10 protein-coding genes and 1 pseudogene are annotated in these 14,492 nt (G+C 71.4%); 7 read left to right on the top strand and 4 right to left on the bottom strand.

Annotation, left to right across the window (positions count from 1 at the left end; all coding sequences use genetic code 11):
• Position 1: 1 nt before the first annotated feature.
• From pcaG to pcaDC, 3 genes are read left to right on the top strand one after another with little or no spacing between them, the layout of a single operon-like run.
• A complete protein-coding gene (gene pcaG / locus OP79_RS35540) occupies positions 2–577 on the top strand; it encodes a protocatechuate 3,4-dioxygenase subunit alpha (RefSeq protein WP_033326103.1) in 576 nt (191 codons plus the stop codon).
• Positions 574–1,911, top strand: a complete 1,338-nt coding sequence (gene pcaB, locus OP79_RS35535; protein WP_033326101.1) for a 3-carboxy-cis,cis-muconate cycloisomerase — start codon at positions 574–576, stop codon at positions 1,909–1,911. The genes pcaG and pcaB overlap by 4 nt, the downstream gene beginning before the upstream one ends.
• On the top strand, positions 1,908–3,050 hold the full coding sequence (gene pcaDC / locus OP79_RS35530; protein WP_078492199.1) for a bifunctional 3-oxoadipate enol-lactonase/4-carboxymuconolactone decarboxylase PcaDC: 1,143 nt from the start codon (positions 1,908–1,910) through the stop codon (positions 3,048–3,050). The genes pcaB and pcaDC overlap by 4 nt, the downstream gene beginning before the upstream one ends.
• Positions 3,051–3,278: 228 nt before the next feature.
• On the opposite strand, the gene OP79_RS35525 is transcribed toward pcaDC, so the two are convergent.
• On the bottom strand, positions 3,279–3,992 hold the full coding sequence (locus tag OP79_RS35525) for a hypothetical protein (protein WP_033326099.1): 714 nt from the start codon (positions 3,990–3,992) through the stop codon (positions 3,279–3,281).
• Between the two features lie 335 nt (positions 3,993–4,327).
• On the opposite strand from OP79_RS35525, the pseudogene OP79_RS35520 reads away from it, so the two are divergent.
• Positions 4,328–5,561 (top strand): annotated as a pseudogene (locus tag OP79_RS35520) (carbohydrate-binding protein).
• 97 nt (positions 5,562–5,658) lie between these two features.
• Here the strand turns inward: OP79_RS35520 and OP79_RS35515 are convergent.
• Positions 5,659–8,304, bottom strand: coding sequence for an ATP-binding protein (locus OP79_RS35515; protein WP_033326097.1), 2,646 nt, complete (start codon positions 8,302–8,304; stop codon positions 5,659–5,661).
• 284 nt (positions 8,305–8,588) lie between these two features.
• Here OP79_RS35515 and OP79_RS35510 point away from each other — a divergent pair, with 284 nt between their 5' ends.
• Positions 8,589–9,575, top strand: coding sequence for a DUF2510 domain-containing protein (locus tag OP79_RS35510; RefSeq protein ID WP_033326095.1), 987 nt, complete (start codon positions 8,589–8,591; stop codon positions 9,573–9,575).
• 138 nt (positions 9,576–9,713) lie between these two features.
• Here OP79_RS35510 and OP79_RS35505 read toward each other — a convergent pair whose 3' ends face one another.
• A complete protein-coding gene (locus OP79_RS35505) occupies positions 9,714–10,337 on the bottom strand; it encodes a TetR/AcrR family transcriptional regulator (RefSeq protein WP_033326093.1) in 624 nt (207 codons plus the stop codon).
• Between the two features lie 219 nt (positions 10,338–10,556).
• Here OP79_RS35505 and OP79_RS35500 point away from each other — a divergent pair, with 219 nt between their 5' ends.
• Both OP79_RS35500 and OP79_RS35495 read left to right on the top strand, forming a co-directional pair.
• Positions 10,557–11,354: a phosphatase PAP2 family protein gene (locus OP79_RS35500; RefSeq protein ID WP_033326092.1), complete on the top strand. Its 798-nt coding sequence runs from the start codon at positions 10,557–10,559 to the stop codon at positions 11,352–11,354.
• A complete protein-coding gene (locus OP79_RS35495; protein WP_033326090.1) occupies positions 11,351–12,292 on the top strand; it encodes a DMT family transporter in 942 nt (313 codons plus the stop codon). The genes OP79_RS35500 and OP79_RS35495 overlap by 4 nt, the downstream gene beginning before the upstream one ends.
• Before the next feature lie 39 nt (positions 12,293–12,331).
• Here OP79_RS35495 and OP79_RS35490 read toward each other — a convergent pair whose 3' ends face one another.
• A complete protein-coding gene (locus OP79_RS35490; protein WP_033326089.1) occupies positions 12,332–14,395 on the bottom strand; it encodes a phosphocholine-specific phospholipase C in 2,064 nt (687 codons plus the stop codon).
• Positions 14,396–14,492 lie beyond the last annotated feature (97 nt).

Here is a 14,492-nt window from a genome sequence, read left to right as displayed (position 1 = left end):
CATGACCGAGAACACCACGGGGCAAGTCCTCCCCACCCCTTCCCACACCGTCGGCCCCTTCTACGGGTACGCACTGCCCTTCCCCGAGGGTGAGCAGGTGGCTCCGAAGGGGCACCCCGACCAGATCACGCTGCACGGGTACGTACTGGACGGCGAGGGCAAGCCGATCCCGGACGCCATCCTGGAGTTCTGGCAGGCGGCCCCGGACGGTTCCCTGAAGGGCGCGCCGGGTTCGTTGCGCCGCAACCCGGTGACCGGCGGCTATCTCGGCCGCAACGGCACCGACTTCACCGGTTTCGGGCGGGTCGCCACGGACGCCGACGGGCACTACGCGCTGTATACGCTGCCGCCGGGCAACGCCGGGCTGCCGTACATCAGCGTGTGCGTGTTCGCCCGCGGCCTGCTGCACCACCTGTACACGCGGGCCTATCTGGCCGACGGCGCCGACCCGTTGCTCGACTCGCTGCCGGACGGGCGCCGGGCCACGCTGGTCGCGCAGCCCGGTGAGCGGCGCACGTACCGTTTCGACATCCGCCTTCAGGGCGAAGGCGAAACGGTCTTCCTGGAGTTCCAGTGACCCTCGGCGACACCGACAGCCTGCTCGCCCCCGGGTGGGCAGGCTCCCCCGCCGCGTCCGCGACCGGCGACACCGCCTATCTCCAGGCGCTGCTGGACGCGGAGGCGGCGCTCACGCGTGCGCAGGCGGCGCTCGGCCTCGCGCCTGCGGAGGCCGCAGCGGCTGTGGACTCAGCGGCCGACGCGGCGCGCTTCGACGTCCATGACCTCGCGCTGCGCACGCGGGGCGGCGGCAATCCGGTGATCCCGCTGGTCGCGGATCTGACCGCGGCGGTCGGCGCGGCGGATGCGGAGTACGCCCCGTACGTCCACCGTGGCGCGACCAGCCAGGACATCATGGACACGGCCACGATGCTGGTGGCCGCGCGGACCCTTGACCTCGTCCTGTCGGACCTGGCCCGTACGGAGCTTGCGCTCGCCCGGCATGCGCGGGAGCACCGGGACACGGCCATGCCGGGGCGGACGTTGACGCAGCACGCGGTGCCGACGACCTTCGGTCTCAAGGCGGCGGGGTGGCGGTCCCTGGTGCTGGACGCCCGGGATCGCCTCCAGGCGGTACGCGACACTCTCCCGGCTCAACTCGGGGGTGCGGCGGGCACGTTGGCGGCCTTCACCGCATACGGGGCTTCGGACACTGGCGCGCTCGTCGAGGCGTACGCGCGTGAAGTCGGCCTCGCCGCACCGGTGTTGCCCTGGCACACCCTGCGCACTCCGGTCGCCGATCTCTCGGGGGCGCTGGCGTTCACGGCGGGCGCCCTCGGCAAGGCGGCGACGGACGTGCTCACGCTCAGCCGTACGGAGATCCGCGAGCTGAGCGAGGGCTCCGGCGGCGGTTCCTCCGCGATGCCGCACAAGGCGAACCCCGTGCGCGCCACGCTGATCGCCGCCGCGGCCCGCCGTGCGCCGCAGCTCGCCGCGACGCTATACGGCTCCCTGGCAGCCGAGGACGAACGCCCCGCCGGTGCCTGGCATGCCGAGTGGGAGCCCCTGCGCGAGCTGCTCCGCCTGGTCGGCGGCGCGGCACGCGATGCGGCCGAGCTGACCGAAGGCCTTCGCGTGCACGCGGACGTGATGCGCGCCCACCTGGACCTCACGCATGGCCTGATCGTCTCCGAGCGGCTGTCCGCCGAACTCGCGCCGGTGCTCGGGCGAGCCCGCGCGAAGGAGCTGCTCACCCGGGCCGCCGAGCAGGCCACGGCGGAGAACCGGCCGCTCGTCGAACTCCTCGCCGAGGAGCCCGAGTTGAAGGAACTCGACCTGGCTGCCCTCACGGACCCGACCGAATACACCGGCTCCGCGGGAGCCCTCACCGACCGTGCCCTGGAGCGACGTTGACCACCCAGCCGACCCCGACCGGTAAGCAACTGCACCACCGCGCCGAGGGACCCGCCACCGCTCCCCCGCTGCTCCTCGGCCCATCCCTCGGCACGTCGACAGCCCTGTGGGACCAGGTCGCGCCCGAACTCTCCATAACCCACCGGGTCATACGCTGGGACCTGCCCGGCCACGGCAGCTCCCCCGCCGACCTGATCGGACCCGGCGCGACCGTCGCCGACCTGGCCTCGCTGGTCCTCTCCCTCGCGGACTCACTCGGCATCGACCGCTTCTCGTACGCGGGGGTCTCGCTCGGCGGTGCGGTGGGGCTGCAACTCGCGGCGTACCACCCGGAGCGGATCGACCGCCTCGCCGTGATCTGCTCCTCGGCCCACTTCAACGGCTCCAAGCCGTGGGAGGAGCGGGCCGCACTCGTCCGCGCGGAGGGTCTTGGCGAGCTCGCGGCAAACGCGAACTCCCGTTGGTTCACGCCCGGTTTCACCGTTCCGGAGCTCGTCGAGGACCACCGTACGGCGGCCCCGGAGGCGTACGCCGCCTGCTGTGACGCACTCGCGGCCTTCGACATCCGCGACCGACTGCCGCGGATCGGCGCGCCGACTCTGCTCGTCGCAGGCCGCGAGGACCCGGCGACCCCGCCCGCACATCTGCGGGACATCGCCGACGCCGTGCCCGGTGCCGCGCTCACCGAGATCCCGGGCGCCTCGCACCTGGCCCCCGCCGAACGGCCGGAGGCCGTACTCACCGCTCTGCGCGGGCACTTCGACGGTGGCGCGAAGCGGGGCATGGAGGTACGCCGCCAAGTGCTCGGTGACGCGCACGTGGACCGCGCGCAGGCCCGGCAGTCTGCGTTCACGGCCCGGTTCCAGGACTTCATCTCGCGTTACGCGTGGGGGGAGATCTGGACGGACGACACGCTGTCACGCCGCGAGCGCAGCCTGATCACGCTCACGGCGCTGGTCGCCCACGGGCACTACGACGAACTGGCCATGCACGTCCGCGCCGCGCGCCGCAACGGGCTCACGCCCGAGGAGATAGGTGCAGTGCTCTTGCAGACGGCTGTGTACTGCGGGGTGCCGGCGGCCAACTCGGCGTTCGCGGTGGCTCAGCGGGTGCTGGCCGAGGAGGACGGGATGGGGTGAGGCGGATGAGTTCCCCCGCCCCGAGCGGACACTGAGAGGCGCACGGGCAGTAACACTGCCCCCCCCGTACCGGCCTCCCCTGTCCGGTACGGACCTGCGCCCTCAACTACCCCAGCAAAAGCGGTAGTTGAGGGCGCTCCATTGCGTCCAGTACACCGCACCCTGCCCTGGCCCAAGGTCACAACTGGATGCGCGAACCGCAGGCGGACCTGCGCGCACCGCGGCGCTTCACCCCTGGCGGCCCGCCCTCGGCTCGATGCGATAACACCCGGCCTCGTCCAGCGTCTTGGCCGTGACGGTGACAGGTTTGTCGCTCGCGCGGAATTCGTAGCAGTACTTGCTCCTGATGCCGTCTTCCCCGAACAGCCAGGCCAGGACGGTGAGTTGACCGTCCCTGATCTCGGTGGTCTCGATACGGACGCCGTCGGTCCGCCAGACGTCGTCCTCCGCGGCGGCCTCCGGCCCGCCCTCGGCCACCGCCGTCCGCAGCTCGGCGGTGACGTCCTCGACAACGTCCGCCGACGGGCGACGGCGGCGGGGCTCCGTACGGAACCCGCACTCCTCCTCCGGCAGTTCCCTCACGGAGACGGGCGGCAGAGCGGCGGCAGGGACCACTGCGAAGCGATAACAGCCGGAGTCGTCACCGGAGGGACCGAACCAACCGCCCGCGAACCCCGTGTAGTACACCGTCACGGTCACCCGCCGACCGTCCCGACGGACCTCGCTGCGCACCTTGACCTGGCGCTGCTGGCTCACGACGGCCCGCTGGATCTCCGTACCCAGCAGCGAACCGTCCTCAGCCTCGCGCGAGAGCAGCCTACGCGTCTGCTGCACGGCGGCGGTCACCTCGTCCTCGGCCTGCTCCTCGGCCTGGCGGTCCTTCAGCCAGATCGACGTCACCACATAGCCGACGAAGAGGAGCAGGAGAACATTCAGAACCAAGCAGCCGTTCGCAACACATCCCACAACTCCCCCGCGTCTCCCCATACCCGTACTCTGCCCGGCCCCGCGCCCGGCACGGGACACGTGTCCGACGCGTAACAGAACAGGGTCCCCTACGAGACCGGCGACGCCACCGCCCTCAGCGAACGAGGACTTCTTCAGAACCTGAACTCGCCCTCCCGCAAGGAAGTTTCACCGCTTCACCTCTTGACGGCTCGCGTGACCGGGAGCACATTGACCCCGCACCTCTTGTTGAGAGCGCTCTCAAGAACGGCCTTCCCCAGGGCGCTCTCACCACCACCCGCGCACCTCACTCCGTACACAAAGAGGTATTCATGAGGACAACCCTCAGAGCGACAGCCCCCGGAACCGCGAGACGCGGCCCTCTCCGGCGCACACTCCTCGCCCTCGTCAGCGCGCTGAGCCTGGCCGCGGCCGGAGCCTCGGCCGCGCAGGCGACCGCACCCCCGCCGCCCCCTCGACGGCAACGGCAACCTCCGCATCACGCCCCGCCGCGACGCCTCCGGCAACTGGACCTCCGGCCGCATCGAGACCAACCGCACCGACTTCGAGCCCCCGGCGGGCGGCAAGCTCCGCGTCGAGGCCCGCCTCCAGATGCCGAACGTCACCGGCACCGCCGCCGAGGGCTACTGGCCCGCGTTCTGGATGCTGGGCGCGCCCTACCGCGGCAACTACCAGAACTGGCCGAGCGTCGGCGAGCTGGACATCATGGAGAACGTCCAGGGCCTCAACCGCGTGTGGGCCACGATGCACTGCGGCACCAACCCGGGCGGCCCGTGCAACGAGACCACCGGTCTCGCCGGCAACACGACGTGCCCCAACACCACATGCCAGTCGGGCTTCCACACCTACTCCATGGAGTGGGACCGCTCGGTGAGCCCGGAGGCGATCCGCTTCTACGTCGACGGCACCAACTTCCACACGGTCACGGCGAACCAGGTGGACGCGACGACGTGGGCCAACGCCACCGACCACGGCTTCTTCATCATCCTGAACGTGGCGATGGGCGGCGCCTTCCCGGCCGCGTTCGGCGGCGGTCTGGACAACGACACACAGCCCGGCCACCCCATGGTCGTCGACTACGTCCAGGTGCTGTCGGCCAGTGGGAGCGGTACCACGCCCCCGCCGTCGGGCAACCGTGACGCGTACAGCGCCATCCAGGCCGAGTCGTACGACAGCCAGAGCGGCGTGAGCACCGAGTCCACCTCCGACTCGGGCGGCGGCCAGAACATCGGCGCCCTCGCGGGCGGCGACTGGGCGCTCTACCGGGGCGTCACCTTCGGCTCCACGACGGCCACCCAGTTCCAGGCCCGCGTCGCCAGCGGTGCCGCATCGGGCGTCAGCGGCCTGGTCGAGGTCCGCCTCGACAGCCGTACGAGTACCCCCGTCGGCAGCTTCGCCGTCGGCAACACGGGCGGCTGGCAGTCCTGGCGCACGATCCCGGCGAACATCAGCGGCGTCACGGGCACCCACGACGTCTACCTCACCTTCACCAGCGGCCAGTCCCAGGAGTTCGTCAACGTCAACTGGTTCAACTTCGGCCGCTGAATGGCTTGTTGACCGGATGATGCGGGCCGACCGCACAGAATCCGGCACCGGCCCCACTCGGCCCGGCCGGACCCTCCCGGCCGGGCCGACAAAACAGTCAGCGCAGCCTCTCCAGCGCCTCCCGCGCCCTCGTCACCAGGCCGTCCGCGCCGCAGGACCGGGCCAGGGTCAAGCCATGCTCGAGTTCCGACACGGAGCGGGACGCGATGCCGTAGTCGACGCGGGCCAGGGCGTGTTCGTAGGAGGAGGGGGACGCTTCCAGATAGGCGGCGGCCCGGGCGTGGAGGGCGACCGCGCGGGGGCCGGTCTCCAGGGCGGCGGCGCAGCGGAGGGCTTCTCCTATGGCCGTGTCGGTGCCGAAGCGCTCGGCCTGGGCGCGGAGGTCGGCGGTGATCTCCGCGGCGCGCCGGGGGTCCGAGGCGGCGAGTGCCCGGGCGAGTTCGCCGGCCCAGGGTGCCATCACGGTGTTGTGACCGCCGCGGGAGGCGGCCATTTTCTCGGCGACCTCCAGCTCGTTCACGCCCTCCTCGAGGCGCCCGGTGGCGATCAGGAGGCGGCCGCGGATGGAGTGGGTGTCGGGAGTGACGTTCGTGGAGGGGTGGGGCGGCTCGAAGGCGTACCGCTCGGCGATCTCCTCGGCCTCGTCGACGTGGCCGCGGGCGAGCAGCGTGTCGATGAGCATGCAGACCACCGACCAGTGCATGGGCAGGCGCCGGCCCACACGGTCGACGAGCCGCAGCGACTCGCGCAGGAAGTCCTCCGCGTCCCTCAGGCGGCCCCGTCTGCGGTGCACATAGCCGCCGTAGGCGTGCGCGAGGGCGAGATGGCCGCCGCTCCAGCCGGCGATCTCGTACGACCGCCGGGCGTCGGCGAAGAGGCTCTCGGCGCGGTCGAGGCGGTCCGCGAGCGTGTACGAGACGCCGAGCATCATCAGGAGCTCGAAGGTCCACTCGGTGTCGGTCCAGCCGAGTCCGGGCGCGAGGCGGCCGTTGACGAGGGCGCGGTCGCACAGTTCGACGACCTCCTCGGCGTTCTCCCCGCGGGTCGTGGCGTCGAAGGCGCGCAGGATGAGCAGGGCGCGCTCGGAGTTGTCGCGGCCGGTGAGCGGCTTGACGAGTTCGGCGAGGCGGCGGGAGCGGCCGGGCGCGTCCTGTTCGCCGGCGTGGAGGCCCTCCCACATGTAGTGCACGGCCTGCAGCCGCATCCGGTCGGGGCCCGGCTTCTGCCGGGTGACCTCCTCGTCGATGGTGCGGACGGCCTCTTCCAACTGGTCGTTGTGGACGAGCGCCTGGGCGAGACGACAGACGGCGTCCACGCGCAGTTCGCGATCGAGGCCGTGCAGGGTGAGCGCTTCGCGCAGGTGCTGGATCGTGGTGGCCGGTGAGGTGAGGAGGGTGGCGCAGCCCAACTCGTAGAGCACGCGCGCGTGGACCTCGGGCAGCGGGGGTTCGAGCAGGGCGCGCTCCAGACAGCGGCGGGCCGCCTCCGGGGCGCCGACGGCGAGGTGCTCGCGGGCGGCCTCGCGCATCTGCTCGACGAGTTCGGGGTCGTCGTCCGGGTGTACTTCGAGGAGATGGCGGGAGGCCGCCGCGGCACCAAGGCCCGAGGCGGTGACGACCGAGGCGGCCACGCCGTGCATCGCGGTGCGCAGGCCGTCCGGAATCGAGCGGTAGACGGCGCCGGCGATCAGCGGATGGACGAACTCCAGCTCGCCGTCGGTCACTTCGCCGTTCGCCCGGTCGGCGCCGGTGAGGATACGGGCCGCGCCCAGCAGCTCCGCGCAGCGCTCTGCCTCGTCCAGCGGCATCCCGGCGAGTTCGGCCGCGAGGTCGAGGGAGATCCGGGTGCCGAGGATCGCGGCGGCCCAGGCGAAGCGGGTGGCGTCGACGCCGAGGCCTTCGAGGCGGTCGACCAGGCCTCGGCCGCGCGCCGACCGGTTGAGTCCGCGTAGTTCGGTGGCCGAGCTCTCGACCGGTTGGAGGTCGCTGTCCTGGACTTTGGCGAGGAGTTCCACGGTCTCGTACGGGTTGCCGCCGGTGACCGCCCACACCTCGCGGCAGAACGGGGTGTCGGCGTGTTCGCCGAGCGTGGCGCGGGTGAGTGCGGCCGTGGCGTCCGGTGTCAGCGCGCGCAGGGTGGCGGTCCGGTCGGCCTTGGAGCCGATCGCGTCGAGATGGCGGGCGCTCTCGCCGGTGGCTCCTGCGGGGGGGCGGGCGACCACGACGAGGACGGGCAGGTCGTCGAGGCGGTCGGTGAACGCGGCCAGCCAGTGCAGGGTCTCCTCGTCGGACCAGTGCGCGTCGTCCACGAGCAGCACCAGCGGCCACTCGCGCCGGGCGAGCCTGCGCACCGCCGCGACCAGTCCGTCGCACACGTACTGCGGATCGGGCCGGCGCTCGCCCGCTTCGGCTATGCCGAGGGCGGGTCCGGCGATGTCGTACCAGTCGCCGAAGTACTCGCGCGCCTCGTCCGGCATGAGCGAGACGAGCGCGGGCTGCAGCAACTGCCGTACGACATTGAAGGGAACGGACGTGAGGGTCTCGCCGCCACGCGCCGACCACACCGTGCAGCGACGGTCCAACGCCATCCGGCGGGCCTCGGCGAGCAGTGCGGTCTTTCCGATGCCGGCCTCGCCGCTGAACACCAGCACGCTGCCCGCGGCCGACCCGGCGCACAGCTCGTCGACGGCCTCCGCGATCGCGGAGAGTTCCGCGTCGCGCTCCCGGAGGGGAGACTCCGTCATCCCGCTACCTCCCCAGGTCGCCCAAATGACGTACAGGCCACGAGCCTAGTCCTCCCCGAGCCGTCCTGGCGCCTGGTCGGACCACCTGTTGCCGACATGGGTGACGGTCGCGGACGAGAGGCGACGGAACGGGCCGTCGACCAGGCCCGGCGAATGTTGTCGAGCGTCAACAGGCGGGCTGCACGCGAGAGTCGGAGGGATGCCCGGGCAGTCGGCCCGAATACATTGGACTGTTGGCCGGGTCCTCTCATCCCGCTTTCACACGAGCCGCATACGGTGTCCCCATGACCCACGCGACTCCTCCCGGCTGGTACCCCGACCCCGGGCAGACAAGTGACGGCCCCGCCACACAGCGCTGGTGGGACGGAGAGGCGTGGACGGAGCAGACCCGTCCCGCCGACGCGGCGGCCGGATGGGGGCCGCCGGCGTACGCGGCGTACGCCGGGACGTACCCGGGTGCGCCGTCCGCCGGGGCGTATCCGGGCCCGCCGTCCGGCTCTCCGCGCCGCGGCCTGCGGATGGGCATCGCGATCGCCGCGGCGGTGGTGGTCCTCGCGGGCATAGGCGGCGGGGTGTACGCGCTGACCGCGGGCGACGGTTCGGGCGGCGGCGATCAGAGCAACGCCCGCCCGGCACCCACCTCTCCCGGCCCCCAGGGGCAGGACGGCGGCGGTCAGGGCGGGCCGGACGGCGGTGAGAGCGGGGCTCCGGGGCAGCCCGAACGACCGCAGACCGAGGAGGGTTACGCCACCGACGCGCTGAGCGGCATCAGCATTCCCGTGCCCGACGGCTGGACCGGCACGTCCAGGCAGGTCGGAGGCTCGGTGTCGACAGAGCCGTACCCCTGTCCCGGTGACACGTCTCAGCAGTGTGTGCGCGGCGGGGCCAACTCGGCGCCAGCCGCGGCCCTGGAGATCAAGGCGACCACCGCCGAGGCGGCGGCGAAGGAGGACATCTCCAAGAACGCCCAGGAATCGTACGGCGGCGCGACCTACGGCAAGATCACCTCGCATGACGAACTCGCCTCCAAGGCGGTGACCGTGGCGGGCGAGAAGGGCTACGCGGTCCGCTGGAAGGTCGTCACCAGCAAGGGCGACGACGGCTATGTGGAGTCGCTCGCCTTCCCCTCCCCCGCCAACCCGAAGATGCTCGTGATCGTCCGCTTCGGCTTCGACGAGAACGAGAAGGCCCCGAAGCTGTCCGTTATCGACGAGATCACCAAGGGCATCAAGGAGGCCGAGGGCAGTGGCGGCAGCGGGGAGCGGGTCTGACATGGATCCGGCCGGGTGGGGTGCCTCTCTGCTCTGGAGGCACCCACCCGGCCGGGGGTGCGCGCCGCCCCCGTCCCCACGGTGCGGCGCGATCAGGCCGTCGTCCGGTGTCGTCCCACGGAGCCGACGGCCTGAGTCTCAGGTGACCTCCGGCAGTCCGAGGGCGGGGATCAGGGCGGCGTCCACGTAACGGACGAGATAGTCGGCGTCCGCGTACCGCCCCTCCAGGACCGGGCGGACCCGGATCATGCCGAGCAGCTGCGCGGGCACGAACTCCAGGGCCGGATGGTCTGCGGCGATCTCGCCGCGGTCGACCGCGCGCTGGAGCATCTCCTTGAGTGCCGCGCGCTCGGGTTCGATGAGCGCGTCGCGCAGTGCGCACTGCAGTTCCTCGTCCTGCATGACCGCGTGCCCGAGAGCCTGCACCAGCTTGGTGTCGTCGTCGGAACGCTCGCCCGCGGCCCGTGCCGCGGCGCGCAGATCGCCGGCGAGGGAGCCGGTGTCGATGCCCGCGAGCCGTGGACAGTGGTTGGCGCGCAGCGCCGCCGCCACGAACTGGGGCTTCGTCTTCCACTGCCGGTAGAGCGTGGACTTGCTGCACCTGGTGCTGGCGGCGATGCCCTCCATGCTCAGCGCGTCGTAGCCGCACTCGCGGATCTGCTCGATCGCGGCATCGAAGAACTCCCGCTCACGCTCGGGCGTGAGCTTGGAGCGGCGCGCTGCGACGACCGTCTCCGGTTCGTGCGCTGCCTGCGGCGTCATGGGCTCGTCTCCTCGCTCGTGGCCGGGGCCCGGTACCTGCTTCCGTGGCCTGCTTCCAGTGTGACGTAGGTCCATCGATACGCCACTGTACCGAAACAGAATCGTTTCGGTACAGTGGCGTATCGATACTAAGTCGTATCGGTACAGTGGCGTATCGATACTAAGTCGTATCGGTACAGTGGCGTATCGATGAGCCATGGGACAGCAAAGGGGCCGGGGATGGCAGCGCGAACCAAGCCTGCAAGAGACGGGGTCACCGCGATACAGCGGCCGCCCCTCTTCCGTGAGCTCCTGCTCGTCGCGGGACTCTTCCTCGTCTACAAGCTCGGCCGGCTGCTGGCGACGGGCCACACCGACGAGGCCTTCCGCAACGCGGACCACGTCTGGGACCTGGAGCGGGCCCTGCACCTGCCCGGCGAGGGCGCCGTACAGTCCGCACTGCTGAACGGCGACACCCTCGTGCACCTCGCCAACACCTATTACGCGACCGTGCACTTCCCCGCCACCGCGGCCTTCCTGATCTGGCTGTACCTGCGCCGCCCCAAGCACTACGTCTGGGCCCGCCGCGCCCTGGCCGCGATCACCGCCGCCGCCCTGGTGGTGCACCTCACGTTCCCGCTCGCCCCGCCGCGGATGCTCGGCATGGCGGGCCTCGTGGACACCGGGCAGATGTACGGGCCGACGGTGTACGGGGCCTCGCCGGAGGCGGACTCGCTGTCGAACCAGTTCGCGGCGATGCCGTCGCTGCACTTCGGGTGGGCGCTGATGGTGGCGATCGGCCTGATCGTCGCCACCAGGTCACGCCTGCGCTGGCTGTGGTTGTTGCATCCGCTGCTCACCCTGCTGGTGATCGTCGGTACGGCCAATCACTACTGGCTCGACGCGGCCGTGGCGGCGGCGCTGCTGGGCGGCGTACTCGCGGTGGTGCGTCTGCCGCACCGGACGACGACCGCGAACGAACCCTCGAAGCCCATGGCACCGGCCAAGGCACCGGAACTCGTGGGAGCCGTCCGATGAACGCCACCGTCCTCGCCGTGGTCCTGTCCCTCTTCTCGTCCGTCGCTTACGCCGCGGCAGCCGTGGCCCAGGAGCGGCTGGCCTCCCGGACCTCCGACTCCGGTGTGCTGCGCCTCCTCGGCAGCGGCGCCTGGTGGGGGTCGGTCGCGCTCAACGCGTCCGCCGCGCTGCTGCACGTGGCCGCCCTCAAGTACGGACCGCTCACCCTGGTCCAGCCGCTCGGCGCGCTCACGCTGGTCGCCGCGGTGCCGCTGGGCGCGCGGGTGGCGGGGCGGCGGGTCAGTGCCGTCGAGTGGCGCGGTACGGCGCTCACACTGGCCGGGCTCGCCGCGCTGCTCGTCACGGCGTCCGGGCCGGCGCCCGACGACGTACTGAGCGTGCCGGAGGCCCTCGCCGTCGCGGGCGTGACCGCGGTCGTGATCGGTGCCCTGTCCCGGCCGGGTGCACACCCCGGGCTACGGCACGCGACCGCGTCCGGCTTCGCCTCGGGCGTCGCCTCCGCGCTCACGCAGACCGTGACGGTGGCCGCGACCGACCGCTCGGGTCCGCTGCTCAGCGCGCAGGTGATCGTGGTGGCCCTGCTGGTCGCGGCCTTCGCGGCGGGCGGGCTCCTGCTGGCGCAGACCGCCTACCGCGGCGGCCTCGGCGCACCCCTCGCGGTGGTGACGCTGGCCAACCCGGTGGCCGCCGCGATCATCGGCCTCGCCCTGCTCGGCGAGGGCCTGCGGGGCGGAGCGGCGGGTGTGCTGCTCGCGCTCGCGGGGGCGGCGGTCGCGGCCCGGGGCGTGGTGACGCTGTCCCGCTCGCCCCGTTCGGTTCCGGAGCCCGAGGAGCAGCACCCGGTCGCCGCGGTGCTGGCGCTGAAACCCGAATCGGCGGCGTACGAACCGGCGTTGGTGCCCCGGCAGACCACGCCGGGACACCTCACGCCGCTCTGACCGACGTACGGCCGGCGTCCTTCCCGATCAGATTCCCGATCAGATTCCGCTGTCCGCACCGAGCGCCGGGTCGCTCACCCCCGGCCGCCCGTTCTCGACATGTCCGGCGAAGCGCCGCAGGAACGAGCTGTCGGTGTCGGAGGCGACGACCGTCAGGTCGTACCAGCGCCTGCTCGCCCGCAGATCCACGGTGTGCCGCACGGTCGCGCCCGGCCGCACCCTGAACGTCCTGGGCCGCCCGCCATAGCTGTTGCCGAGCTTGAGCGTCACCGTGCCGGAGCCCTTGTTCGTGAAGGTCAGCTCCACGTCGTCCCCGGCATGCCGCGCGGTGACCTCCGGTCCGGCCGCCTTGCCGGAGCCCTTGAACGTGCGCAGGAAGCCGTTCGGCCCGTGCACCGTGAGGTCGTACGAGCCGTTCGAGTACGCGGAGTTCCAGGTGTCCGACACGCTCTTGCCGGCCTCGGTGGTGTACGTCCACGGGCCGTCGGTGCGGTTGCCGGAGGTGACGTGGAAGGTGGCGCCCGCCTTCTTGCCGGAGGCGAAGGTGAGCGTGAACGTGCCGGCCGCCGGGTCCGCGGAACCGTCCACCCTCGGCGCGTACTTCAGGGGGCGGGCCGGGCGCAGACCGCGCTCCTGCTTCGGCATGCTGGGATCGGCGGGGACCGTCGGCTTGTAGTCGGGGTGGCGCTCGCGGTCGGCCGGTTCGTAGTCGTCGGTGTCCGGCAGGGCGGCCGGCCTGCTGTCCTTGCGGGAGAAGTCGAAGGCGGAGGTGAGGTCGCCGCAGACAGTGCGCCGCCACGGCGAGATGTTCGGCTCACGCACCCCGAAGCGGCGCTCCATGAACTGGAGGATCGAGGTGTGGTCGAGGGTCTCGGAGCAGACGTAACCGCCCTTGCTCCAGGGCGAGACGACCAGCATCGGCACGCGCGGGCCGAGGCCGTACGGGCCGGCGACGCGGTTCGCGGCCCCCGGGTAGAGGTCCAGGGTGACGTCGACCGTGGACTTGCCCTGTGCGGCGGACCGCGGCGGCAGCGGCGGTACGACGTGGTCGAAGAAGCCGTCGTTCTCGTCGTACGTGATGAACAGCGCGGTCTTCGACCAGACCTCGGGGTTGGAGGTGAGCGCGTCCAGGACCTGCGCGATGTACCAGGCGCCGTAGTTCGTGGGCCAGTTGGAGTGTTCGGAGAAGGCCTCGGGGGCCGTGATCCAGGATATCTGCGGCAGCTTGCCCGCCTTGACGTCGGCCTTCAGCACGTCGAAGTAGCCGTCGCCGTTCTTGACGTCGGTGCCGGTGCGGGCCTTGTCGTACCAGGGATCGCCGGGCCCCGCGTTGCGGTACTTGTTGAAGTACAGCAGCGAGTTGTCGCCGTAGTTGCCGCGGTAGGCGTCCTGGATCCAGCCCCAGGAGCCGGCGGCGTCCAGGCCGTCGCCGATGTCCTGGTAGATCTTCCAGGAGATCCCGGCCTTCTCGAGGCGCTCCGGGTAGGTCGTCCAGTCGTAGCCGAGCTCGTCGTTGCCCATGACGGGTCCGCCGCCCTGGCCGTCGTTGCCGGTGTGCCCCGTCCACATGTAGTAGCGGTTCGGGTCGGTGGAGCCGATGAACGAGCAGTAGAACGCGTCGCAGACCGTGAAGGTGTCGGCGAGCGCGTAGTGGAAGGGGATGTCCTCGCGGGTCAGATACGCCATGGTCGTGGTGCCCTTCGCGGGAACCCACTTGTCGTACTTGCCCCCGTTGTAGGCGGCCTGCCCGTCGGGCCAGCTGTGTGGCAGGCCTTCCAGGAACTGCATGCCGAGGTCGTCGGCCTCCGGGTGGAAGGGCAGCACCTCCTTCGTGCCGTCCGACTGGTGCCACACCGGCTTGCCGCTCTCCAGCGTGACCGGGCGCGGGTCACCGAAGCCGCGGACGCCTCTGAGGGAGCCGAAGTAGTGGTCGAAGGACCGGTTCTCCTGCATGAGGACGACGATGTGCTCGACATCCTCGATGGTGCCGCGGTGATACCCGGCGGGGATCGCCGCGGCCCTGGCGATGCTGTCCGACAGCGCGGTGAACGCCGCGGTGCCGCCTGCGAGTTGGAGGAAACGACGCCGATTCACTTCAGACATGGGCAGGAGACCTCTTGTCCTGACGGTGGTGCGAGACGGTGGGATCTGCGTGGGGTGAGTGTTCCAAGAGCACCGAATGTCAGGGAAGGCCTCATGG

It is taken from the genome of Streptomyces yerevanensis, assembly GCF_000716805.1.
GTDB lineage: Bacteria > Actinomycetota > Actinomycetes > Streptomycetales > Streptomycetaceae > Streptomyces > Streptomyces flaveus.
This window is presented reverse-complemented; position numbering and strand designations above follow the sequence as displayed.

Bases quoted from the DNA above. Each gene is read 5' to 3' on its own strand.
- OP79_RS35495 (WP_033326090.1), top strand. From the start codon at position 11,351: ATGAACGCCACCGTCCTCGCCGTGGTCCTGTCCCTCTTCTCGTCCGTC.
- OP79_RS35500 (WP_033326092.1), top strand. From the start codon at position 10,557: ATGGCAGCGCGAACCAAGCCTGCAAGAGACGGGGTCACCGCGATACAG.
- OP79_RS35510 (WP_033326095.1), top strand. From the start codon at position 8,589: ATGACCCACGCGACTCCTCCCGGCTGGTACCCCGACCCCGGGCAGACA.
- pcaG (WP_033326103.1), top strand. From the start codon at position 2: ATGACCGAGAACACCACGGGGCAAGTCCTCCCCACCCCTTCCCACACC.
- OP79_RS35515 (WP_033326097.1), bottom strand. From the start codon at position 8,304: ATGACGGAGTCTCCCCTCCGGGAGCGCGACGCGGAACTCTCCGCGATC.
- OP79_RS35490 (WP_033326089.1), bottom strand. From the start codon at position 14,395: ATGTCTGAAGTGAATCGGCGTCGTTTCCTCCAACTCGCAGGCGGCACC.
- OP79_RS35505 (WP_033326093.1), bottom strand. From the start codon at position 10,337: ATGACGCCGCAGGCAGCGCACGAACCGGAGACGGTCGTCGCAGCGCGC.